This is a genomic window from Acidimicrobiales bacterium (assembly GCA_035547835.1).
Classification (GTDB): domain Bacteria; phylum Actinomycetota; class Acidimicrobiia; order Acidimicrobiales; family Iamiaceae; genus DASZTW01.
Genome location: DASZTW010000019.1, coordinates 1 through 22,595, shown reverse-complemented (window position 1 = coordinate 22,595; position 22,595 = coordinate 1). Strand labels below are relative to the sequence as shown.

Genomic DNA, 22,595 nt, shown 5'->3' with positions numbered 1-22,595 from the left:
CCTTCCGTCCAATCCACCGCTGGAGGTGCCACGATGGCCACGTCCCTCGCTCCCCGCCTGCCCGACAAGCGCGCGCTGATCACCGGTGGTGCGTCCGGTATCGGGCTCGCCACCGCGCGACGCTTCGTCGCCGAGGGCGCCCGCGTGGTCATCGGCGACCTCGACGCGGACCGTCTGGATGCCGTGGCCACCGAGTTGGGATCGGCCGTGGTCACCCGCCGCTGCGACGTGCGGGTCGAGGGCGACGTCGAAGCGCTGACCCAGACCGCCGTCGACGAGCTCGGCGGCCTCGACATCGCCTTCGCCAACGCGGGGATCGGGTCCTTCGCCCCGATCCTGGCCGTCGACGCGGCCGAGTGGATGAACGTGATCGAGGTCAACCTGCTCGGTCCGTTGCTGACGGTGAAGCACGCCGGCCAACGCCTCACCGACGGCGGCTCGATCATCGTCACCGCCAGCCTGAACGCCGTGCAGGCGGCCGGTGGCATGAGCGCGTACTGCTGCTCCAAGGCCGCGCTGGCCATGCTCGCGGAGGTGGCGGCGATGGAGCTGGGACCCCGCCGCATCCGGGTGAACAGCATCGGTCCCGGGCTGGTCCGCACGCCGCTGACCGAAGCGATGTGGCTCTTGCCCCAGCTCGTCACCGAGTTCGACGAGAACGCGCCGGTCGCGACCCACACCAGCCCCGACGACGTGGCGAACCTGGTGACGTTCCTGGCGTCCGACGAGTCGGCGTCGATCTCGGGGCAGCTCCACCTGGTCGACCGCGCCGCGCACACCAAGCGCTACCCCGACATGCTCGGTTTGCTGTCCTGACCCCGGCCCGCCGGGCGGGCGTCGGCACGCTCAGGGGTTGATGCCCACCCGGGCTTTCGGTTCGGGGGCGGCTTGGCGGCTGTACAACGCCCGCTCCAGCGAGTGCAGCAACACGTTGCGGATCTCGCGCGGGTCGATGAGCTCGTCGAACCCGAGCGTCTTGGCCGAGCGGAACGACGCTTCGACTTCCATCGCTCGCAACCACGCAGCTTCGTCGGCGTCGGACCCCTTGGCCCGGCTCATGGCCGCCGCGCCCATCGCGCCCATCGTCGCCCCCGGGAACGCGAAGACGCCGGACTGCCCGTCGAACGGGATCATGCCCATCACCATCGACCCGAAGCCGTACGCCTTGCGCACCGTGACCTCGAACTTCGGGCAGGTCGCGAGCGTCTGGGCGGCGTACATGCGTGCGCCGCTGCGCAAGATCCCGGCCCGCTCGGACTGGCTGCCGGGCAGGACTCCCGGGTTGTCCGACAAGAAGATCAACGGTACGTGGAACGAGTCGGCCACGGTGATGAAGTGCGCCGCCTTGTCGGCGCCGGCGGCGTCGATGGAGCCGGCGAGCACCTGGGGTTGGTTGGCCACCACTGCCACCGGGTGCCCGCCCAGGCGGCACAGCGCGCACAGCACGGATCGCCCGAAGTCGGGTTGCACTTCGAACACCGAGTCCTCGTCGAACACGACGTCGACGACGTCGTGCATGTCATAGATGCGCCGACCGTTGCGCGGGACGATCTCGAGGATCTCGTCGACCGACCTCGGCGCGTCGTCGCCACCTTCGAGCGACGGCGGGTACGACCACGCGGACGACGGGAAGTAGCGCAAGTACGCACGGACGAGGTCGAGCGCGGCGGCGTCGTCGGCCGCGCCGTTGTGCACCAGACCGCTGGTCAGTGCCACCGACGGCCCGCCCAAGTCCTCCTTGGAGATGGTCTCGCGCAGGGATTCGTACACCACCGGTGGGCCGGCCGTGAAGATCGATGCGTGGGCCGACATCACCGTGAAATCCGACATTGGCGCGACCAGTGCGCCGTGGCCGGCCGAGGCACCGAGCACGGCGGTGACCAGCGGGACCTGGCCGGAACAGCGCGCTTGCGCGAGCAGGTCGGTGGGCGTTCGGGCGTGCGGCTTGCCGTCGGCCCGAAATCCCGCCCCCTCCAGCATCATCACCAACGGCACCCGGTCGCGGGCGGCGATCTCGGCCACGCGATAGCGCTTGGAGTTGGCCGCTTGGCTGATCGTGCCCGCCTTCACGGTGAAGTCCTCGGCCGCGACCATGACCGGCCGGCCGTCGATGCGGCCCGAGCCCATCACCACCGCGTCGGCCGGGTTGTCCTCGCCGCCGACCAGGGTCCCCAACTCGAGGAACGAACCGGGGTCGAGAAGGTGGTCGACCCGCGCGCGAGCGTCGAGCTTGCCGGCCTCGCGGTGCTTTCGCAGGCGCTCCGCTCCGCCCATCGCCCTCGACACCTCGCGGCGCCGCGCGAGCTCGCCGAGGACCCCGTCCCAACCCTCGGACTCGTCGGGTTGCAGGTCGGCGCCGCTCATCGACCCGTGAACTTCGGCTCGCGACGCTCGGCATAGGCGGTGAACGCCTCTCGCATGTCGTCGCTGCGGATGTTGATGCTCTGCGACAGCGACTCGACCTCGAGCGCTTCAGCGAGCGTCGACGCGCCGGCGCCGTCGAGCTCGCGCTTGGTCAACGACAAGGCCATGGGCGGGCCTGCGGCGATCTGATCGACCACCTCTTGCACCGCGCGGTCGAGGTCGTCGAACGGCACGGCTGCGTTGACGAGCCCGAGCTCGAAGGCCTCGGTGCCCGACAACATCCGGGACGTGAACGCCAGCTCCTTCGCCTTGTGCACGCCGATGCGCTGACGCAGCAACCAGGACGTGCCGAAGTCCATGCTCAGGCCGCGCTTGGCGAAGATGGCGCAAAAGCGCGCCCGATCCGAGGACCAGGTGAGGTCGGCGGCCAGCGCGAGACCGAGGCCGGCGCCGACGCACAGACCGTCGACTTTCGCCACGACAGGCACCGGGCAGCGATGGACCGCCAGCACCACGTCGGCCAGCACGCGCATGCCGTCGAGGTTGTTGGCGGTGGCCGATCCCCCACCTCGCCCACCAGCGCCTCCGCTGGGGGCCGTCGAGGGGGTCAAGTCGGCCCCGCTGCAGAAGTTGCCACCCGCACCGGTGAGGACCACCACCCTGGCACCGGACGTGCCGAGCTGCTGGAACGTGGCGCCCAACGCAACCCACATGTCGCCGTTGCAGGCGTTGCGCGACGCGGGCCGGTCGAGCGTGACGGTCGTGAGGTGCCCCTCGCGCTCGACGTGGATGTCGGGATGAAACGACGCGAGCCCCTCGGCGGTCATGGGAGACATCTATACGTTTTGCTCGGACATCGTCAAGGCGCTGCCGCGCCCCAGGCGCCACTGCGAGGCCTCGGGGAGCCGTACGCTCGCCGGGTCCGTCCGATCGAGGAGCACGCGCATGGACATCTGGGAGCTCACGGCGCGGGAGCTGATCCGCGACACGCTCGCCCGCTACACGTGGGCGGGCGACGCATTCCGGCTCGACGAGCTCGCCGCCGCGTTCTGCCCCGATGGCGTGCTCGAAGTGCGCGACACCCCACCCCATGAAGGCCGTGATGCGATCGTGGCGTTCCTCTCCGGCGTCGGCACCCGTTCGGGAGTCGACATCGGCGACGGCGAGCGCGCTCCCGCCGACGACGACGCCCGCCGGGCGCGTCGCCGGGCCGCTGCGGCCGCGTCCGGCGTGCGAAGGATCGTGCGCCACAACGTGGCGAACATCCGGTTCCTCGAGCTGACACCGACCCAGGCGCTGGTCGCGTCGTACTTCACCGTGGTGACCGAGATCGGCCTCGACCACTGCGGCCGCTACCGCGACACGCTGGTCCCGTCGGGCGGCGAGTGGCTGATCCGGCATCGCTTCGTGTCGACCGACTGGCGTTCACCCGACTCCACCATGGCAGCACCGGCAAAGGAGCCCTGATGTTCTTGATGCGCTTCGACATGCGCGCGCCCGACCAAGGTCCCCAGCAGCGGGCCGCGCTGTACCGAGCTGCGATCGACATGGCCGCGTGGGCAGAGGACAAGGGCTGCCTCGCCGCGGTCGTGTGCGAACACCACATGTCCGACGACGGCTACCTGCCGGCGCCGCTGTTGCTGGCGTCGGCCATGGCGGCGGTCACGACCACGTTGCCCCTGTCGGTCGCCGCCTCGATCTTCCCGCTGCACGACCCCGTCCGCCTGGCGGAGGAGATCATCGTGCTCGACCACCTGAGCCAGGGCCGGGTGAGTCACACGCTCGCGATCGGCTACCGGCCCGAGGAGTACGACGTCTTCGGCGTGGACTTCCACCGCCGCGGCGCACTGGCCGACGAGCAGCTCCCGATCCTGCTCGGACACTTGCGCGCCACGGCGGCGACACCGGTGACGCCCGCCCCGTTCACCGACGGCGGGCCGATGGTGTCGTGGGGCGGCGGGTCCGTGGCCGCGGCGCGACGGGCAGGACGGCTCGGGTTGGATTTCATCGCCCAGACCGACAGACCCGAGCTGCGCGACGCATACGTCGCCGCCGCGGAAGCGGCCGGCCAGCAACCCGGGATGTGCCTGCTGCCCTCGGTCGAGGCGCCGAACTCGGTGTTCGTGAACGACGACGTCGACCAGGGCTGGGCCGAGGTGGGCGACGCGCTGCTCGCCGATGCCCGTTCGTACGCCGCTTGGAACGAAGCCGCCGGCATGGCCGACTTCACCGCGTCGATCTCTCGCGGTGCCACCGTCGACGAGCTGCGCGCCGAGCACGGCTCGCACCGGGTGGTCACCGTCGGAGAAGCGGCCGACTTGGTCGACCAGTACGGCTACCTCGGCCTCCAACCGTTGTGCGGGGGGCTCGACCCCGACATCGCCTGGACGTACCTCCGGCGCGTCACCGACGACGTGCTCCCAACCGTGGCGCGACGCCACGCCGACGCATGACGGTCGGCCACGGCAGGCCGCACCGAGGCCCTCCGGTGTCGGTCAGCGCGACAGGATCGTGACCGCGGCGGTGCCGGGGGCGCCGTACACCTGGGCGTAGCCCGCCTTCGGGTTGCCCGCCACCTGGCGCTCGCCGGCCTGCCCCCGAAGCTGCAGCGTGAGCTCGTAGACCTGGCGCAGGCCCGACGCGCCGATCGGCTCGCCGTTGGCGATCAATCCACCGTCGGTGTTGACGGGCAAGCGGCCGGTGATCTCGGTCTCACCGTCGGCCAGCATGCGGGTCTGGTCGCCGTCGGCGCAGAACCCGTTCTCGGCCATGTGGATCACTTCGGACCCGGCGTCGGTGTCCTGGAGCTGCACCACGTCGATGTCCTCGGGGCCCATCCCGGCTTGCTCGTACGCGGCCCGCGACGCGTACACCGTCGGCGCGACGTCTTCGTCGACCGGTGCCCAGGTGGTGTTCACCTCGTACGCGCCGTAGCGCCGGGTGCGGATCTGCGTGGCGCGCACGAACACCGGCTTGTCGGTGTAGCGGTGGGCAATGTCGGCGTTGCACATCACCACGGCCGCGGCCCCTTCGTCGGGCGCGCAGAACATGTAGGAGGTGAGCGGGTGGTTGAGCACCGGCGACGCCAGGATCTCCTCCTCCGAGATCGGCTTGCGGCGGAACGCGTTGGGGTTCAGCTCGCCGTTTCGGAAGTTCTTGGCCGCCACTTTGGCGAGCGTCTCCACTGGGATGTCGTGGTCGTGCAAGTAGCGGTTGATCTTCATGCCGAAGAACTTGGTGGTGACGAACTGACCGTTCTCGGCGTACCAAGCGGGCATGTTCACCCCGGTCGGGTCGGCCGTGAACGCACCACGGGGATGCTTGTCCATGCCAACGGCGACACCGAGGTCGTACTTGCCGAGGCGGATGGCGTCGGCCGTCGCGTCGATGGCGCTCGCAGCAGTGGCGCAGGCGTTGAACACATTGGTGAACGGGATGCCGGTGAGCCCGAGCAGGCTGGTGAGCGGATCGGTCTGGGCCATCTCCCAGCTGCCGCCCACCGCGAACCGGACGTCTCGCCATTGCACGCCGGCGTCGGCGACGGCCGCCTCGATCGCCTCGGCGCCCATCTGGAAGCCGGTCTTGTCGCCGAAGCGACCGAACGGGTGGATGCCGATGCCGATGATTGCGACGTCGCTCACGTCACGCACCTCCTGTCGCGGCGGCGCCGGCCGCGACCGGCGCGAACGCGAACGTCATGATCTCGTCACCGTCGTCGTCGACGTAGAAGGGCACGATCTGCAGCTCGACGTCCATCCCGAACTCGAGCTTCGCCGGGTCGTTCTCGGTGAGCCGAGCCTCGACTCGCACCACCTCGCCGAGCTGGACGAGCCCGACGCCGAAAGGGGTAAAGCTCTCGGCGGTCTCGCCGCCCGCGTAGGGCAGCTTCGGCACGAACCCTTGCGTGGTCCATGACACGAGCGTGCCCCGACGGGGCAGCCGGAGGTCGGCCATGTCCGCGCTGCTGCAGCGTGGGCAGCGCGTTTGGGTGGGGAACGTGGTCGCCCCGCACGCACCGCATTGGCTGCCGATCAGCTGCGGATCGGGGTCGGGCCACGTCGACAAGTTGGGCGCCAACGGCTTTTGCATCACGCCATGTTACCAGAGAGATCTAGATATTTTGAGGCCGCGCGACCCGCGCGACAGGTCCCACTCCCGCGCGTCCTCAGTGGCTGAAGTGGACGTGCGGGAGGGCTCGGTCGAGCCAGCGCGGCAAGTACCAGTTGCGTTCGCCGATGAGCGCCATGACCGCCGGCACGAGCAGCACGCGGACGACGGTTGCGTCGATCAGCACGGCCATCGCCAGGGTGATGCCGAGCTCGGTGGGCGGGATCGGGCCGGTGACGCCGAACGCGATGAACACGACGATCATCACCAGGGCCGCGTTGGTGATGGGCCGGCCGGTGCGCGCGATGCCTTCCTGTATCGCGATGCGGGTGTTGCCCGTGGCTTCGTAGCGTTCGCGGATGGCCGCGAGCAGGAAGAGCTGGTAGTCCATCGACAGGCCGAACAGCAGCGCGAAGAAGAACAGCGGCGCCCAGGCGTCGATGAACTGCTGATGCTCGATGCCGAGCAGTCCGGCGCCGATCCCGTGCTGGAACACGAGCGTGGCGAACCCGAAGGCGCCGATCACGGTCAGCACGTTGAGCAGGATCGACGCGACCGCGATGGCGAGGCTGCGGAACACGACCAGCAGCAGCACGAAGGCCACGATCAGGATGAGGCCGATCGCATAGGGCGCGCGTCCGGTGAGCGCGGTCGTGAGGTCGTGGTTCTGCGCGGCGGGTCCACCGACGCGTGCGCCCGGCGCCGCGCGGTGCAAATCGTTGCGGAGCGCGCCCACCAGCGCGCCGGTGCGGGCGTTGTCCACGGGGGTCGAGCCGATGACGCGGACCACGACGCGACCGGTCGATGCCGGGGCGGTCACGACCCGGGCGTCGACGACGCCCGCGTGCTGCCGTGCGATGTCGACCACCTGCTTGGCATCCGCGGTGGGCGTGGTGATGAACACCGGCGCAGCGGCACCAGGGCCGAACGCGTGGACCAGCAAGTCGTAGCCGTCGCGGCTGCCGTGGCCGGTGTCGACAACGTGAGCGCTCGGCATTCCGAGGCGCATCCCGATCGCGGGCGCAGCGAGACCGCCGAGCAGCACGAGGCCGAGTACGAGAACGGTGCCCGGCCGCTCGAGCGACTGCGCGGTCCACCGCCGCCAGCGCGACTCGGCCGTGATGTCGGGGTCCGCGGCGTTCTTCTTGACGAGCACGCGGTCACCGAGGGCGACCAAGACAGCCGGCAGCAGCGTGAGCGCGGCAACTGCGACCGCGACGACGGAGAGGATCATGCCGAGCGCCATCGACCGGAACACCATCACCGGCACGAGGTACACCGCAGCGAGCGAGAGCACGACGGTCAGCGCGGAGAGGAACACCGCTTTGCCGGCGGTCGACAAGGTGTTCTCGATCGCCGCGATCGCGTCCTTGCCCTCGGCACGTTCCTCGCGATAGCGGCTGACGATGAACAGGCTGTAGTCGATCCCGACGGCCAGGCCGATCATCATCGAGAAGTTCATCGACCACACCGACAGCGGTGTCACCGCCGTCAGCAGGTGCAGGCCGGCGAACCCGACGGCGATGCCGGCGACGGCCAGCAGCAGCGGGAGCCCGGCGGCCAGGAGCATGCCAAACGCCACGAACAGCAGGATCAGGCTCGGCAGCCCCGACAGCACCTCCGCCTTGTGCAGGGCTTGCTCGTTGATGTGGTTGAAGTCGCTCCACACCGGCCACTCGCCGGTGACCTTCGCCTGTGCGCCGGCCGGCAACCGCAGACCGCTGACGTAGTGCCCGAGCTCGCCGGCCGCGACGGGGCGCTGCGCATCGTTGGACACGGCTTGCGCAACGGGAATGATGGCCGTGCGACCGTCGCGCGCGATCAGTCCTGCGGTCGAAGGCAGCGCGAGCGGGTCGGCGACCGACGTCGCGCGGGGGGCGTGCGTGAGATCGGCGACCAGCGCCCGCAGCCCTGAGGGGTGGGTGCGGATCGGGGTCCGCTGCTGGTAGACGACCACAGGGTTCTCGGCACCGAGGGCAGGGAAATCGTGGCGCAACTCGTCCCGCACCCGTTGCGCGGTCGAACCCTGGGCTTCCCACCCCGCGCCCGACAACGCTCCGTTCAAGGTGATGGCGAGCGGGGCAGCAGCGAGTGTCACGACCAGCCACAGGCCGATCACCAACCGCCGCCGTCGCGCCGAGAACGCCGCGAGCCGAGAGAACCAGGCCTTGGGGTCGGGCGGCGAGGACGGCTCATGGCTCGAGGCAGCTGCGGTGGGAGTTGTGACAGCCATGTGATCCTCCATCCGATATACTCCTCAGGGTATGCCGAAGATACCCATGGGGGTATACTGTCGACAACCCCGAACCTGGAGGTCGAGATGCAAATGCCCGAAGAGGTCGTCGACGACGTGCGCAAGCGTTTGCGGCGCGCCGCCGGCCAGGTGCAGGCCGTCGAGCGCATGCTGGCCGACGGCAAGGAGTGTCGCGACGTGGTGACGCAGCTGTCGGCCGCGACCAAGGCCCTCGAGCAGGCGGGCTTCAAACTGGTCGCCGCCGGGCTCACGTACTGCCTCGAGAACCCCGAAGACGCCGCCGCGGACGGCTATCCACTCGAGACCGTCGAGCGGATGTTCCTGAAGCTGGCATGACGATGGAGCCCACCTTGCACTTCACCCAACGCGTGGTGACGAGCCTCGGTTACGAGGCGGCCATCGACGCCATCAAGGACGCGCTCCAGGGTCAGGGCTTCGGGACCCTCACCGAGATCGACGTCCGCTCGACCCTGAAGGCCAAGCTCGACGTCGACACCGCGCCGCAACTGATCATCGGCGCGTGCAACCCGCACCTCGCCCACCGCGCGCTCACCGCCGACCCGCGGGTCGCGACCCTGCTCCCGTGCAACGTCGTCGTGCGGGTCGAAGGTGACCAGACCGTCGTCGAAGCGCTCGATCCACAAGTGATGGCAGAGGTCAGCGGCGACCCCCAGCTACGCCAAGTCGCGGAGGAGGCGGCCCGCCGCATCGCCACCGCCCTCGACACGTTGCCGAGGCACTGATGGCTCCGGTCGTCGCGTGCCGATCGTGCGGGAACGAGAACCAGGTTCGCCCCTGAATCTGGGCAACCAGCCGGCGCAGCGGCGGGCGGCCCCGCCAGCTCGGCGTGCGCCCCCCGGGATTCGAACCCGGAACCTGCGGATTAAGAGTCCGTTGCTCTGCCATTGAGCTAGAGGCGCGGCGCGAATGTAGCAGACCCCTCCTCGCGCTCAGACCGGCGCGAGAACCACCGTCCGGCCCGAAAATGGGAACGCCCCCGGACCGGGCCGGGGGCGCTTTGGGGTGACCGAGGGGACTCGAACCCCCGACCCCCGCGACCACAACGCGGTGCTCTAACCACCTGAGCTACGGTCACCAAGAGTCGACCAGCATAGAGCAGGTCGCCGTGACGACCGAACCGGTAACCGCGCCGGGCGTGCCGGCAGGCGAGCTTCGACCGCCTCTCGCGCTACCGTTCGCGGTCCGCCCCCGTAGCTCAGCCGGACAGAGCAGGGGACTTCTAATCCCAAGGTCGCAGGTTCGAATCCTGCCGGGGGCGCGCTCTCGTTCAGCGACCGCCGGCCGCCGCCGCGGAGAATGAACCGAGGCGACACGCGGGTGCGCTCCTAGCATCGTGTGCATGCCGATCCGCCGCACCAAGATCGTCGCCACCATCGGGCCGGCCTCCGACTCCCCCGCCATGCTGCGCGCGCTCGCCGACGCCGGCATGAACATGGCGCGCATCTCGTTGTCGCACGGATCGCTCGAGGAAGCCGTCGCCCGCATGCACCGCGTGCGCGACGTGGCCCACGACCTCGGCCGTCCGATAGGGGCGATGGCCGATCTGCCCGGGCCGAAAGTGCGCACCAGCGAATTCGCAGGCACGGGCGTGATGCTCGAAGCCGGCTCCACCGTCGAGCTCGTCGACGCTGCGGAAGCGGCCACGAGCACCAGCCACCGGATCGCCATCGACCACCTCGGCGCGGTCGCGGCGCTGCGAGCGGGCGACAGCGTGGTGCTCGGCGACGGGGCGATCCAACTCGTGGTCACTCGCAGCGACGGCGAGCGCGCCGTGGCCGAGATCAGCACCGGCGGCAAGGTGCAGGGTCGCCCCGGCGTCAGCCTCCCCTCCGGGCGGCTCGACCTCCAGGCACCCACCGACGAGGACCTCGAGCTGCTCGAAGCGCTCTCCAAAGAAGGTGTCGATGCGGTCGCGATCTCCTTCGTGAACGCTGCGGCTGACGTGTTGCGCGCCCAACAGGTGCTCGGCGCCGACCCGCCGATGCTGGTGGCGAAAGTGGAGACGCCGGAGGCCGTCTCCAACCTCGACGAGATCGTGGCGGTGGCGGACGCGGTCATGGTCGCCCGCGGCGACCTCGGCATCCACTGCGCGATCGAGGACGTGCCGCACTTCCAGAAGCGGGTCATCCACTCGGGCGTCGCCTACGGGCGCCCCGTGATCACGGCCACGCAGATGCTCGAGTCGATGGTGCGGGCGCCCGTTCCCACCCGCGCCGAGGTCACCGACGTGACCAACGCGGTGTACGACGGCACCAGCGCCGTCATGCTGTCCGGTGAGACCGCGGTCGGCGCCTACCCGGTCGAAGCGGTGCGAATGATGGCCCGCATCACCGAACGGGCCGAGCGCGACTTCCCGTATGAGGCGTGGGGCAAGGACCTCGGGCGCCAGCAGTCCGCCGATCCGAGTGGCGTCGGGCCGGCCGTGCGCATCACCAACGCCATCTCGGCCGCCGCGTCACGCGCGGTCGTCGATGCCGAGGTGTCGGTGATCATCGCCTGCACCGACTCCGGCGCGACCGCCCGCTCGATCTCGCGCTACCGACCCGCCGCGCCCATCGTGGCGGCCACGCCGAACGAGCGCACAATGCGTCACCTCACGATGAGCTGGGGCGTGACACCGGTGCTGGTCGAGACGCGACCCACGACCGACGAGACGGTCTGGGTGTCGGTGGAGGCGGCTGCCAAGCGCGGGCTGGTGCGCCCGGGCGACCTCGTGGCGGTGCTGGCCGGTTCGCCCGCCGACCCTCGTCCCACGACCGACACGCTCCGCCTCGTGCGTGTGGACTGACGGCTGACCCACCGCCGTCGGTCGTCAGCCGCCTTGGTCGACCAGCACCCGCTTGAGGACCTTGCCGGCGGGGTTGCGAGGCAACACGTCGACGAAGATGACCTCGCGGGGCACCTTGTAGCGAGCGAGGTTCTCGCGCACGTATGCCTTCACGGTCGCCGCCGTCAGCTTCTTGCCGGGGGTGCGCACGAGGTACGCCTGCAAGCGCTGGCCGAACTCGTCGTCAGGCACGCCGACGACGGCAGCCTCGACGACGGCGGGATGCCCGGCGAGCAGCGCTTCGACCTCGTGCGGGAACACGTTCTCGCCGCCGGACACGATCATCTCGTCATCGCGCCCGTCGATCCACAAGCGGCCCCCTGAGTCGAAGTGGCCGACGTCGCCTGTCGCCATCAACCCGTCGACCATCGCCTTGCCGCCACCGCCCGTGTAACCACTGAACTGGTCCTCGTTGGCGACGAAGATCCGTCCGATCTGGCCGACCGGCAGCTCGACGTCGTCGTCGCCGAGCACTTTCACCGTGACACCGAACGGTGGTCGACCCGCGGAACCAGGCGCGGCGCGGAGGTCGTCCGGTGTGGCAATGGTGGCGTATGCGACCTCGGTGGACCCGTAGAGGTTGTGCAACACCGGCCCGAAGCGGTCGAGCGCCCGCGTTGCCAGCGGAGCTTCGAGTTGCGAGCCGCTGACGGCCACGACGCGCAAATCGGGCAGCACGGGATTCCCCGCGGCGTCGTCGTTGCCGAGGAGGCGGTTGAGCATCACGGGAACAGCCACCAAGCCGGTGCAGTGGTTCGCTGCCAGGTCGGCCCACACCTGTACGGGGTCGAAACGGCGACGGGTCACGACCGTGCCGCCCAGGGCGAGCGCCATGGCGGCGTTCGCCAACCCCCACGCGTGGAACATCGGTGGCGCGACGTACACGACGTCGCCGGCACGGAACGGGATCTTCGACAGCAGTGCGCCGGGGCCGCTGAGCGAGCGGACCGATGCCCGGTTGGCGCCCTTCGGTGTGCCGGTGGTTCCGCTCGTCAAGATGACGATCGAGAAGTCATGGTCGGGCCGCAGGGTCGTCAACGGCTCGCCACCCGCGATGAGGTCGTCGATCCGACCGTCGCCTTCGGGTCCACTGCCGGGAACGGATGGATCGACCCAGGCCACGTAACGACCCCGGGGCGCATCCACGCCCGCCACGATGTCGAACAGGTCGGCATCGGCCACCACCGCGTCGGCGCCTTCGCGGGCGCACACCTCGATCGCTTGGGGCGCGGCGAAGTCAGTGTTCAACAGGAGCGCGCGTGCGCCGAGCTTGGTGCAGGCGAACACCGCGCCGAGCAAGCCGCGGCCGTTCCGGCACAAGATGCCCACGCCGTCGCCAGCCCGCAGCCCGCGCGCCTGCCACGCGCCCGCCAACGCCTCGGCCCGCTGGTCGATCTGGGCGTACGTCAGCGAGCCCAGATCGTCGACCAGCGCCGCGCGCTCCCCGTGCCGGATCGCCAACAGCGACGGCGCCGCCGCCATCGGCCCCCGCTCCAGCAGCACCCGCCCGATCTCGGCGAGGCGCCAAGGCGGCTCGGGCCCCACCACGCCCGCCCGCAGCAACGTGGCCACCGCGTGCGCTTCCACCGCGGTCCGCCCCGCCAGGCGCGTGGTCGTGCCGATGGGGTCGCGCAGGAGGCTCGCGAACAGCTCCGCCGGCGCGCGCAGGATGCGCGCCACTTCGTCGACCGGATTCGCCACCTCTGCCTCCCCCAACGCTCGGCTGTCTGGCGAACGAGGATACGCGGCTGGTCAACCGCGCCCGCACGGGCAGTAGTGTGTCCGGCGAACGAGCCCCCTGGCCACGCGCCACCGACGAGCCGAAGGGAGGTGCCGGCCGTGCAAAGCGAACCCCCTAGTCATAGATCCGGCCTTCCTTCCACCGCTGCGCGGCCGGGAGGGTCGCCCGCGCCAGGCTGACCCGGCGCGCCGGCGGCACCACCGAGCAGCGAGTCCGTCCTGTCCGTCTGGTCTGCCGGAGGTGCGCCATGGCCCGCCGCCCCTCGTTTCCCGCCGCGACGCTGCGACCAGCGTCGATGCGCTCGCGGGCGGACCAACGGCACGCGCGCCTGCTCACCCACCGATCGGTCGCCGACGCGCTCATCTCGCTCGCCGGCCTGATCGGCCGCACCGTCACCAACCAGCAAGGGGCCGAGGTCGGGCGCATCAAAGACGTCGTGGCGCGCTGGGACGGCGGGCCGTATCCACCCGTCACGGGGCTGGTCGTGCGGGTCGGTCGCAGGTTGTCGTTCCTCAGCATCAACCAGGTGCGCGAGATGACGCACACCGGCGTGCAGCTCGCGTCGGCGCGGCTCGACCTGCGCGACTTCGAGCGCCGACCGGGCGAAGTGGTGCTCGCCGGCGACGTGCTCGATCGCCAGCTCGTCGACGTCGACGGTGTACGGGTGGTGCGGGCCTCCGATCTCTACCTGGCCCGCGTCGGTCTGGCCTGGCGCCTCGTGGGGGTCGACGTCGGGATGCAGAGCCTGATGCGCCGGCTCGGCCCTGCCCGGTTCCGCACCCGGCCCACACCCGATCGGGTGCTCGACTGGGGCTCGATCCAGCCGTTCGGGTCCCGACCTGGCGAAGTCCGTCTCTCGCGATCCAACCAGGCGCTGCGACGCCTGCGGCCCGCCGAGATGGCCGACCTGCTCGAAGAGCTCGGACGCGACGAGCGCCAAGAGCTGTTGAACGCGCTCGACAAGCGTGACGCCGCGGACGCCCTCGAGGAGATGGAGCCAGAGCGCCTGGAGCAGCTGCTGCGCGACGCGCCCGTCGACCAGGCCGCCGGCCTGCTCGCCGAGATGGAGCCTGACGAAGCGGTCGACGCCTTGCGCGACTTGGAGCCCGACGAGCGCGACGAGATCCTCGACGCCATGGACAGTGAGGTCGCGGGCGAGCTCGCTGCCTTGTTGACGTTCCCGGAGCAGACGGCGGGCGGCCTCATGACCACGTACCTCGTGCTGATCGAGGCCGGCACCGACGTGGCCAGCGTGCGCCGGCGTCTGCGCGAGGAAGAAGGCCACCGTGCCGACATCGACTCGGTGCTGGTCGTCGACAACGACGGCAGCCTGGTCGACGACCTGAGCTTGTACGAGCTGCTGATCGCCGAGCCTTCCGATCTGGTCGACGACCTCGTCCGGCCCCCTTGGCCCGTCACGGTCACGGTCGATGCGGAGCTGAGCGAGGTGGTCGCCCGCCTGACCGACAGCCGCGCGGCGTCGGTGATCGTGGTCGACGAGGACGACACGCCGATCGGACGCATCCTCGCCGACGACGTGATCGACGCACTGGTGCCCGAACAGGCGCGGCAGCGGTTCCCGAGGATCCTCGGATGACACCGCCCAAGGTCGACAGCGGCGACCAGCCGGCCGCCGCCGTCGAGCTCTCACCTGCCGAGGAACGGCACCGGCGGTGGCGGAGGATCATCGGCGTGGCCGCCATCCTCGGCCCGGGGCTGGTGGCCGCCAACGCCGGCAACGACGCCGGCGGCATCGCCACGTACGCGTCGGCCGGCGCGCAGTACGGCTACCAGACGTTGTTCATCATGGTCATCGTGGCGATCGCCCTCGCCGTCGTGCAGGAGATGGCGGCACGCCTCGGGGCGTTCACCGGCGAAGGGCTCGTCTCGCTGATCCGTGAGCAGTTCCCCCTGCGTGCAGCCACGTTCGCGGTGGTCGCGCTGGTCGTGGCCAACATCGGCCTGGTCGTGTCGGAGTTCGCCGGCATCGGTGCCGCTTTCGAGCTGTTCGGCGTGAGCCGTTACCTCACCGTGCCGGTCGCAGCCGTGGTGATCTGGGCGCTGGTCGTGTTCGGCTCGTACCGCTACGCGGAACGGCTCTTCTTGTTGCTGTCGCTGGCGTTCGTCGCGTACCTCGTGGCGCCGTTCCTGGCCCACCCCCAATGGGGGGCGGTGGCGCGCCACGCCGCCTGGCCGCACTTCACCGGTTCGAAGGACTTCATGTTGCTGGCGATCGCCCTCGTCGGCACCAGCATCACGCCGTACATGCAGCTGTACCAAGCGGCTGCGGTGGCCGACCGTGGGATCGGGCCCGACAACTACCCGATGGAGCGGATCGACTCCGTGGTGGGTGCGATCTTCGCTTCGATCGTGGCCATGGCGATCATCGTGGCGACCGCCGCGGCGATCGGGGGCACCGGGCCGCTGGCTTCGGCCAAGGATGCGGCCGCCGCGCTGAAGCCGGTGGCCGGGTCAGCAGCGACCACGCTGTTCGGCATCGGCTTGCTGGGTGCGTCGGCCCTGGCCGCCGCCGTCGTGCCGCTGTCGACCGCGTACGCCGTGTCCGAAGCGGTCGGCGTCGAACGCTCGGTGTCGCGGAGTTTTCGCGAAGCGCCGTTCTTCGTCGGCTTCTTCACACTCCAAGTGGTGATCGGCGCCGGCGTGGCCCTGGCACCCGGCAACCTGATCCGCTTGCTGATCAACACCCAGATCCTCAACGGCTTCATCGCGCCGATCATCTTGGTGTTCCTGTTGATCCTCACGAATCGCACCAGCGTCCTCGGCGACGCCGCCAACGGGCGGGCCATCCGCGTCGTGGCCACCGTCGTCACGGTCCTCGTCGCCGGGCTGGCGGCAGTGGTGGCCGTGCGGAGCGTGTTGGGCTGGTTCGGCGTCGCGGCATAGTGGACGCCATGCGCTGCTCGGTCTCAGTCCACAACGCAGGCCTCGATCCGATCGGGACGGCGAACCAGGTGCTCGGTTGGGTGGTCGTCGAATGGCCGTTGCCGTGGCCGCCGAAAGTCGAGGCGGTCGCCGAGCTCGCGACAGTCCGCGACCGCGCGGCCGACCTCGGATACCGCCTGCAACTGGCCCACCACCTCGACGCCAGAGTCGCCCCGCACCGGGTGCTGGTGGCGCACCGCGACCGCGGGCCGTTCCGAGCGTTCGACGTGCAGGCCTGGTCGCTCGGTGACCGCGGCGGCCTCGACTCGGCCGAACGCCGCGACGCGCTGGCTGCGCTCACGCTCGACGCGCTCACCGGTGCGGTGCCGTCGGATCCATCCGTCGACCTGCCGCGCCTGCTCGTTTGCTCGCACGGCGCCCGCGACGTGTGCTGCGGCAGCTTCGGCACGCACTTGGCCAGCGACCTCGCCGCGGCGCGGCCCGGCCTCGAGATCTGGCGCACCTCACACCTCGGCGGGCATCGTTTCGCTCCCACCGCGTTGAGCCTCCCCGACGGCAACCTGTGGGCCCACCTCGACGTCGAGACGGCTGCGGGGGTCGCCGACCGCAGCCTCGACCCGGCGGTCGCCGCCACCCACTACCGGGGCTGCTCGGCCACCCGGCCCGAAGCGCAGCTCGCCGAACGGGCCGCGCTCATGGCCGAGGGCTGGTCCGTGTTCGACGCGGAGCGCGAGACGGGCGCCGAGCCTGACGCCGAGGCGAGCGATGGCACCGGGCGCCTCGCCTGGTGCGTGGTACGACGGCGTGATGGCACCGCGACGCGCTACGAGGGGCGGGTGTCGGTGAACCGTGAGATCCACCTGCCGCCGTGCGGTGGCATCGACGCCACCGAGCTTCGGCACGATCTGCGCATCGACGACGCGCGGGTCACGTCCGTCGCGTAGCTGCGACGTCGCCTCCGGCCGCTACTTGTTCTGGCGGCGACGGAGCCGGCTGCCCAGCTTGGCGCCGGTGGTGATCAACCGCTGGTACGACGACGGCATCAGCCGCGCCATCTCGTCGATGACGTACGCGTCGGGTCCGATCAGCACGCGTCGCTTGTTGCGCTCGACACCCTTCAAGATCACCTTGGCCGCCTTCTCCGGCGTGGTGATGAACGCCTTTTCGAACTCCGCACTCGAGTCCGACGCGTCGAGCCCGAGCCGCTCGACACCGGGGTCCATCCGCGCGTCGCGGGCGATGTTGGTCTTGATCCCGCCGGGGTGGACGCTGGTGGCCGACACGCCGATATCCATGAGGTCGAGCTCCTGGCGCAGCGCCTCGGTGAACCCGCGCACCGCGAACTTGGCGGCGTTGTACGCCGACTGCGACGGCACACCCACGAAACCGAACACGCTCGACGTGTTGACGATGTGGCCCTCGCCGGTCGCCTCGAGGTGCGGCAGGAAGGCCTTGGTGCCGTGGACCACGCCCCAGAAGTTGATGTTGAAGAGCCACTCGAAGTCGTCGTAGCTCATCGTCGCGATGGGGCTGCCGAGCGCGACCCCGGCGTTGTTGAAGATCAAGTTGACCTTGCCGTGGTCCTCGACCACCTGGTCGGCCCACGCGAACATCTCGTCGCGCACGGCCACGTCGACCCGCTGGTGACGGGCCTCACCGCCGAGCGCTTTGACCTCGTCGACCGTCTCGGCCAACCCGGGCTCGTTCACATCGCTCAACGAGACGCGGGCGCCGCGCCGGACGAGCTCCTTGGCCAGCTCGCGCCCGATGCCCGAGCCGGCCCCGGTGACGGCCGCGACCTTCCCTGTGAAGTCCTTCATGTCACTGGTCTAGCGCGGCCGGGAACCCCGATGCTACCGGCGGTAACACTCTTGCCGGGTCAGGCCGACGCCGCACCCGTCTCGATCTCGTCGACCTGCAGCGCCTCGTACTCGGTGCCGGTGTCCTCCCAGTCTTCGAACTGGATGACGCCGAGCTCGCCGAACTTCTGGCGCAGCCACCCGTCGCCTGCGTCGAGCAGGCCGAGCTTCTTGCAGTTCGGCACGATCTTGGTGAACAGCATCTGCTGGAAGACCTGGCGCTCGGGCGCCTGCATGACCAGCTTGATGGTCTCCTTGACGGGCAGGCCCATGCGGTCCCACACCTCTTGCTGCAAGAAGCGATCGCGCATGCGGACCGCGGCCTCGAACGCGAACTCCTGCCGGCGGCGGATGTCGGCGGCGCTCATCTCGGCGTAGACCTCTTTGAGGCTGAGCACGCCGAACGCGACGTGGCGCGCTTCGTCGGCCATGACGTAGCGCAGCAGCTGCTTCAGCAACGGCTCGGTCGTGAGCTGGTGGATGAAGCCGAACGCAGCCAACGCCAGTCCCTCGACCATGATCTGCATGCCGAGGTACGTCATGTCCCACTCGCTGTCGTTGACGATGTCGTCGAGCAGCAGGCCGAGGTGGGCGTTGATGGGGTAGTGGCCCGAGAGCTTCTCGTCGAGGTACTTGGCGAAGACCTCGACGTGGCGGGCCTCGTCCATCACCTGCGTGGCCGCGTAGTACTTGGCGTCGATCCACGGCACGGTCTCGACGATCTTGGCCGTGCAGACCAGGGCTCCCTGCTCACCGTGCATGAACTGGCTGAGGGTCCAGTTCTGGCTCTGGATGCCGAGCTCGATCCACTGCTTGTCGTCCCACTTCTCGAACGGCGTGCCGGCGAGGTCGAGGGTGGATCCCCCGAGCCCGGTCATGGCGCCCTGTGCGGCGGCGTTGGCCAGCACCACGGCCTCCTGGTCGACCTCGGTCTCCCACGGCAGGTCGGTCTCGCCGTTCCACTGGTTCTTCTTGGCCTTCTCGTAGAGCTTGTTCAGCGCCGGCCGTGCACCCTTCTCGTAGTCCCACGTGAAGATCGCGTCGGCGTTGTCGGCCACGGAGTGGAGCGTGGCATCGACGTCAGTGTTGGTGACCGACAGGATCGCCTCGAGGTCGTTGATATCGGCTCGGCCGATGAGGTCTTCGGTGGACGACATTTCGCTTGGCTCCTTGGAACGGGAAGGACGTGGTCGGTTCGAAACGGGTGGAGCGGGTCAGGCCGGCACGGGCACTCGAGGTGCGAGGGCCGGGAGCAGGAACCGCCGCACGAGCAGGCGTGCGTTGGCGGGTCGGGTGAGATCGAGCTCGTCGGACGGGTTGAACAGGTAGCTGAGCAGGATGCGGGCACACCACTCAGCGGTCCAGCCGGCCTGCTCGCCGAGGTGCGGTTCGAGGTGCGGACCGATGACGGTGCGAACGAGCCCGAAGAGACGACCCTGCTCGGCGAACCCGAGGAACGGCAAGAGCACGTCGTGCTCGTGGTGGAGGAGGAACTGGAACGCTGCGTCGTCGGCGAGCTCGCGGGCCGCCGTGGACAACAGCCCTACCAGCACGTCTTCGCCCGACGCGGCTCGGTCGGCAACCGCGGCCATGTCGGCCAGGAACTCCTCGAGGCGTGCCGCGCCGGCCGCGAGCAACACTTGGCGCTTGCCATCGGGAAACACCCGGTACACGGTGGCGCGGCTGCAACCGGCCCGCTGCGCGATGTCGGCGATGGTGGTCTTGCGTACGCCCCAACGGCCGACGAGCTCGATCGCGGCGAGACCGATACGCCGGGACACCTCCGAGTCGAGGCGGGCAGCCGCGGCGAACTGATCCAATCCCCGGCGGGCCAGCGCGCCGGCCAGCCGAACCCCGAGCGCAGTCCCCTCGCCCATACGATGAGACATTAGGAGTGTCGCTGTCTCAGCGTCAACGAGACGCTTGTCACCCCTACGGGTCGTCGACCAGCACGCCTGCCAACAAGTGTCCCCGGACGAGTTGGCGGACAGCTGCCGGGTCGTCGAGATCCCAACCCCCGGGCGACACGATGAACGACAGCAGCATCCGGCTGAGCCAGTCAGCCGCATCCTCGGCGTCGAGGCCCGGCCGTAGCGCCTGATCGGCGAGCAGCAGGAGCAGGCGCTGGCGCAACGTGGCCAACATGATCGGGCCAGCATCGCTCAGGTGCGGGAGCAGGCGTTCGGGTTCGGTCTCGAGCACGCGTTGGAGCACCTCGTGGGCAGCCAGGGTCGACTGCGCGTACTGCAGCGTCCGCTCCAGCCGTTCCGCCAGATCGTCGACCCCCATCAACGTCTCGGTCAGCCCGTCGAAGAACTTTCCGACCTCGAACGCGATGGCCTCGGCCACCAGCTGCTCACGCCCGCCCGGGAACCAGCGGTAGACGCTGGCCCGTGCCACGCCAGCGGCGCTCGCGACGTCCTCGACCGTCGACTTGGCGATCCCCACTCGCCCGAAGGCGGCAACCGCGGCCTCCAGCACCCGTTGGCGTGCGTCGTCGGTCACGCACCAGATGTTACGAACTCGGGGTCAGCTCCTCGCCGACTCCACCGCTCGCGTCGGCCGCGGCGGTGTCCCCTGAGTCGGTGTCGCCCGCCGCGCCGCCGGTCTCGTCGATGACCTCCTCGCGGCGCGAGGAGCGGTCCGGGTCGCGGGCCTTGCGCATGAGGAGGAGCGGATAGCCGACCAGACCCACCAGCGTGAAGCCGAACCACTGGATCGCGTAGCCGAGGTGTGGGCCGTTGGTGAGCACCGGCGGCGGCACGGGCGTGAGGTGCAGGCCGGGGTCGGCGGGGTGCTGGCCGGTCAGGAGCACCCAGTACGGCAGCGTCGGGAGCCTGAGCGCGCCGCGGATCCGGTCGACGTCGATGCGTTGGTACAAGTGCTGCCACGTGGCCGGGTCCCGGTGCTCGAAGACGCCGGGCGTCTCGGTGGGCTGCACCGAACCGTCCACCGTGACCAAGCCCTTCGGAGGCGCCGTGCTGGCCGGCGGCGAGTCGACCCCGCCGTTGCTCGGGTAGAAGCCCCGGTTGACCAACACGACGGGGCCTTCGGTCGTCTTCAGCGGCGTGACGATCCACACGCCGGGCTGGCTGTCGATGCTCTGGCTGTCGATCACGACCGAGCGGTCCGCGACGTACGTCCCCCGCAAGCGCAGCGGCCGGCCTTGGTCCGCCTTGGCGTGGCCGGTGCCCTGGTCGGTGCGGATGTGCAGGTCGTCGATCGTGGCCACCGGCAGGTCCTCGTTGGCCTTGGCCAGGCGGTTGAAGGCCTTGCGCTGGTCGAGGCGCCGCAGCTGCCAGAACCCGCACCAGATGAACGTCGCGAGGAGCGCCACCACGAGGATGTGACCGAAGATCCACTTGGGACGCAGCACGAAGCGGAACCGATCCACCACCTCAGGGTACGGTGCCCACCCGGCGGGACACCAAGCGGGCAGCGCCTCGACGCCCCTTGCGTCCGCTGGTGGGCCACGATTGTCAGAGGTAGTCCCAACGGATGCAGACTGGCGGCGACGAGAGGGGATCCGGGATGTCCGAGGCCGACGGCGGACGGTCACCGAGCGCGGGCGATCCCACCGGGCCCGGCGACCCGGCCGGGGACGAGCGGGCCGGGAACGACGCGGGGCCGAGCGGCCCGGCACCACGCGGGCCGGCCGCAGGCGATGACCTGGCCACGCGCATCGTCGACCTGCTGGCCGAGCACCTGCCCTCGGCCCACGATGTGGCCGACATCATCGCCCCGCTGATCCCGACCCCGGCCGACGTGGCCGATGTCGTGACCCACCGCCTGGCCGGCGACCTGGGGGCGCTCCCGGCCTTGCCGGCCACCACCTCAGGCCACGACCCCACGTTGCCCGCTCCGGTGCGCGCCACCGTCACCCACCTCGAGTTCGAGCTCAGCGGCATGTTGCAGGAGCTCCACGCATCGCAGCGGCGCCACTTGTCACTCGCCGAGGACATCGCGTCGTCGGTCCGCCGTTACCAGGACCGGACCGACCAGTCGATGAGCGACGTGGGCGAGCAACTGTCACGCCTCAGCCGCCAGCTCGACGGCCGCACGCCCACGCCCGGGACGGCGAACAACGCGCGTGCCGATGCCCTGGCCTCCGAGCTGGGTTCGCTCCAACACGAGCTGCGCTCCGGCCTGGCCGACCTGGCCGCCACGGTCGAACGGCTGGAGCACTCGGTACGCCGCCTGGAGAGGGCGACCAGCCCGCAGACCTTGCGGCGCCTCACGCGCACCCTCGAAGTCCTCGTCGCAGCCCTCGGCACAGAGGATCTGGTGGGCACCGAAGATCTGGTGGGCACCGAAGATCCGGTGGGCCACGAACCCCCGGGCGACCAGCCTCCACCTCCCCCACCGCCAGGCGACCAGCCTCCACCTCCCCCACCGCCAGGCGACCAGCCTCCACCTCCCCCACCGCCAGGCGACCAGCCTCCACCTCCCCCACCGCGCGACCACCCGCTGCGAAACCTCGGCGAGTGAACCGTGCTGTGAGCAGCTGACCACCTGGGA

The 22,595-nt window shown here is 70.1% G+C and carries 21 protein-coding genes and 3 tRNA genes; 11 read left to right on the top strand and 13 right to left on the bottom strand.

What is annotated here, in order from left to right:
• Positions 1-33: 33 nt before the first annotated feature.
• Positions 34-816 carry an SDR family oxidoreductase gene (locus VHA73_14890; GenBank protein HVX19311.1) on the top strand — a complete coding sequence of 261 codons (783 nt, stop codon included), beginning with the start codon at positions 34-36 and terminating at the stop codon, positions 814-816.
• Between the two features lie 30 nt (positions 817-846).
• Here VHA73_14890 and VHA73_14885 read toward each other — a convergent pair whose 3' ends face one another.
• Together VHA73_14885 and VHA73_14880 are read right to left on the bottom strand one after the other, a co-directional pair.
• Complete coding sequence (locus VHA73_14885; GenBank protein ID HVX19310.1) at positions 847-2,364, bottom strand: carboxyl transferase domain-containing protein; 1,518 nt, start codon at positions 2,362-2,364, stop codon at positions 847-849.
• On the bottom strand, positions 2,361-3,191 hold the full coding sequence (locus VHA73_14880) for an enoyl-CoA hydratase-related protein (protein ID HVX19309.1): 831 nt from the start codon (positions 3,189-3,191) through the stop codon (positions 2,361-2,363). Before VHA73_14880 ends, VHA73_14885 begins: the two co-directional genes overlap by 4 nt.
• A 118-nt stretch (positions 3,192-3,309) precedes the next feature.
• On the opposite strand from VHA73_14880, the gene VHA73_14875 reads away from it, so the two are divergent.
• Entirely contained in the window at positions 3,310-3,831 is a 522-nt protein-coding gene (locus tag VHA73_14875; GenBank protein ID HVX19308.1) for a nuclear transport factor 2 family protein, read from the top strand.
• Positions 3,831-4,817, top strand: coding sequence for an LLM class flavin-dependent oxidoreductase (locus tag VHA73_14870; protein HVX19307.1), 987 nt, complete (start codon positions 3,831-3,833; stop codon positions 4,815-4,817). The genes VHA73_14875 and VHA73_14870 overlap by 1 nt, the downstream gene beginning before the upstream one ends.
• Before the next feature lie 42 nt (positions 4,818-4,859).
• Here VHA73_14870 and VHA73_14865 read toward each other — a convergent pair whose 3' ends face one another.
• The 3 genes from VHA73_14865 to VHA73_14855 form a co-directional block, all read right to left on the bottom strand.
• Positions 4,860-6,005: a thiolase family protein gene (locus VHA73_14865; GenBank protein ID HVX19306.1), complete on the bottom strand. Its 1,146-nt coding sequence runs from the start codon at positions 6,003-6,005 to the stop codon at positions 4,860-4,862.
• Between the two features lies 1 nt (position 6,006).
• Entirely contained in the window at positions 6,007-6,453 is a 447-nt protein-coding gene (locus VHA73_14860) for an OB-fold domain-containing protein (protein ID HVX19305.1), read from the bottom strand.
• A gap of 76 nt (positions 6,454-6,529) precedes the next feature.
• Positions 6,530-8,704: an MMPL family transporter gene (locus VHA73_14855; protein ID HVX19304.1), complete on the bottom strand. Its 2,175-nt coding sequence runs from the start codon at positions 8,702-8,704 to the stop codon at positions 6,530-6,532.
• A gap of 93 nt (positions 8,705-8,797) precedes the next feature.
• On the opposite strand from VHA73_14855, the gene VHA73_14850 reads away from it, so the two are divergent.
• The gene (locus VHA73_14850; protein ID HVX19303.1) at positions 8,798-9,061 is read left to right on the top strand and encodes a metal-sensitive transcriptional regulator; all 264 of its coding nucleotides are present in this window, start codon (positions 8,798-8,800) and stop codon (positions 9,059-9,061) included.
• Between the two features lie 2 nt (positions 9,062-9,063).
• Positions 9,064-9,468: a DUF302 domain-containing protein gene (locus VHA73_14845; protein HVX19302.1), complete on the top strand. Its 405-nt coding sequence runs from the start codon at positions 9,064-9,066 to the stop codon at positions 9,466-9,468.
• Between the two features lie 105 nt (positions 9,469-9,573).
• Here VHA73_14845 and VHA73_14840 read toward each other — a convergent pair.
• Positions 9,574-9,645, bottom strand: a tRNA-Lys gene (locus VHA73_14840).
• Between the two features lie 99 nt (positions 9,646-9,744).
• A tRNA-His gene (locus tag VHA73_14835) sits at positions 9,745-9,821 on the bottom strand.
• Between the two features lie 109 nt (positions 9,822-9,930).
• Between VHA73_14835 and VHA73_14830 the strand changes: the two genes are divergently transcribed.
• Positions 9,931-10,004: transfer RNA gene (locus VHA73_14830), tRNA-Arg, on the top strand.
• An 81-nt stretch (positions 10,005-10,085) separates the two neighbouring features.
• Complete coding sequence (gene pyk / locus VHA73_14825) at positions 10,086-11,534, top strand: pyruvate kinase (protein HVX19301.1); 1,449 nt, start codon at positions 10,086-10,088, stop codon at positions 11,532-11,534.
• Positions 11,535-11,558: 24 nt separating this feature from the next.
• Here the strand turns inward: pyk and VHA73_14820 are convergent, their stop codons facing one another.
• Positions 11,559-13,274, bottom strand: a complete 1,716-nt coding sequence (locus VHA73_14820; protein ID HVX19300.1) for an AMP-binding protein — start codon at positions 13,272-13,274, stop codon at positions 11,559-11,561.
• Between the two features lie 287 nt (positions 13,275-13,561).
• Here VHA73_14820 and VHA73_14815 point away from each other — a divergent pair, with 287 nt between their 5' ends.
• From VHA73_14815 to VHA73_14805, 3 genes are read left to right on the top strand one after another with little or no spacing between them, the layout of a single operon-like run.
• Positions 13,562-14,911 (top strand): CBS domain-containing protein, encoded by a 1,350-nt coding sequence (locus VHA73_14815; GenBank protein ID HVX19299.1) that lies wholly within the window; start codon positions 13,562-13,564, stop codon positions 14,909-14,911.
• Positions 14,908-16,218, top strand: coding sequence for an Nramp family divalent metal transporter (locus VHA73_14810; protein ID HVX19298.1), 1,311 nt, complete (start codon positions 14,908-14,910; stop codon positions 16,216-16,218). Before VHA73_14815 ends, VHA73_14810 begins: the two co-directional genes overlap by 4 nt.
• A gap of 8 nt (positions 16,219-16,226) precedes the next feature.
• Positions 16,227-17,162 (top strand): sucrase ferredoxin, encoded by a 936-nt coding sequence (locus VHA73_14805; GenBank protein ID HVX19297.1) that lies wholly within the window; start codon positions 16,227-16,229, stop codon positions 17,160-17,162.
• Between the two features lie 21 nt (positions 17,163-17,183).
• Here VHA73_14805 and VHA73_14800 read toward each other — a convergent pair whose 3' ends face one another.
• Genes VHA73_14800 through VHA73_14780 form a run of 5 tightly spaced genes read right to left on the bottom strand, consistent with a single transcriptional unit; the run spans position 17,184 to position 21,471 of the window.
• Positions 17,184-18,038: an SDR family NAD(P)-dependent oxidoreductase gene (locus VHA73_14800; protein HVX19296.1), complete on the bottom strand. Its 855-nt coding sequence runs from the start codon at positions 18,036-18,038 to the stop codon at positions 17,184-17,186.
• A gap of 59 nt (positions 18,039-18,097) precedes the next feature.
• Positions 18,098-19,234, bottom strand: coding sequence for a ferritin-like domain-containing protein (locus tag VHA73_14795; GenBank protein ID HVX19295.1), 1,137 nt, complete (start codon positions 19,232-19,234; stop codon positions 18,098-18,100).
• A 57-nt stretch (positions 19,235-19,291) separates the two neighbouring features.
• Positions 19,292-19,954, bottom strand: a complete 663-nt coding sequence (locus VHA73_14790) for a TetR/AcrR family transcriptional regulator (protein ID HVX19294.1) — start codon at positions 19,952-19,954, stop codon at positions 19,292-19,294.
• 55 nt (positions 19,955-20,009) lie between these two features.
• Positions 20,010-20,582 carry a TetR/AcrR family transcriptional regulator gene (locus tag VHA73_14785; protein ID HVX19293.1) on the bottom strand — a complete coding sequence of 191 codons (573 nt, stop codon included), beginning with the start codon at positions 20,580-20,582 and terminating at the stop codon, positions 20,010-20,012.
• A 10-nt stretch (positions 20,583-20,592) separates the two neighbouring features.
• Positions 20,593-21,471: an SURF1 family protein gene (locus VHA73_14780; GenBank protein HVX19292.1), complete on the bottom strand. Its 879-nt coding sequence runs from the start codon at positions 21,469-21,471 to the stop codon at positions 20,593-20,595.
• 137 nt (positions 21,472-21,608) lie between these two features.
• Between VHA73_14780 and VHA73_14775 the strand changes: the two genes are divergently transcribed.
• Positions 21,609-22,565, top strand: a complete 957-nt coding sequence (locus VHA73_14775) for a hypothetical protein (protein ID HVX19291.1) — start codon at positions 21,609-21,611, stop codon at positions 22,563-22,565.
• Positions 22,566-22,595: the final 30 nt, after the last annotated feature.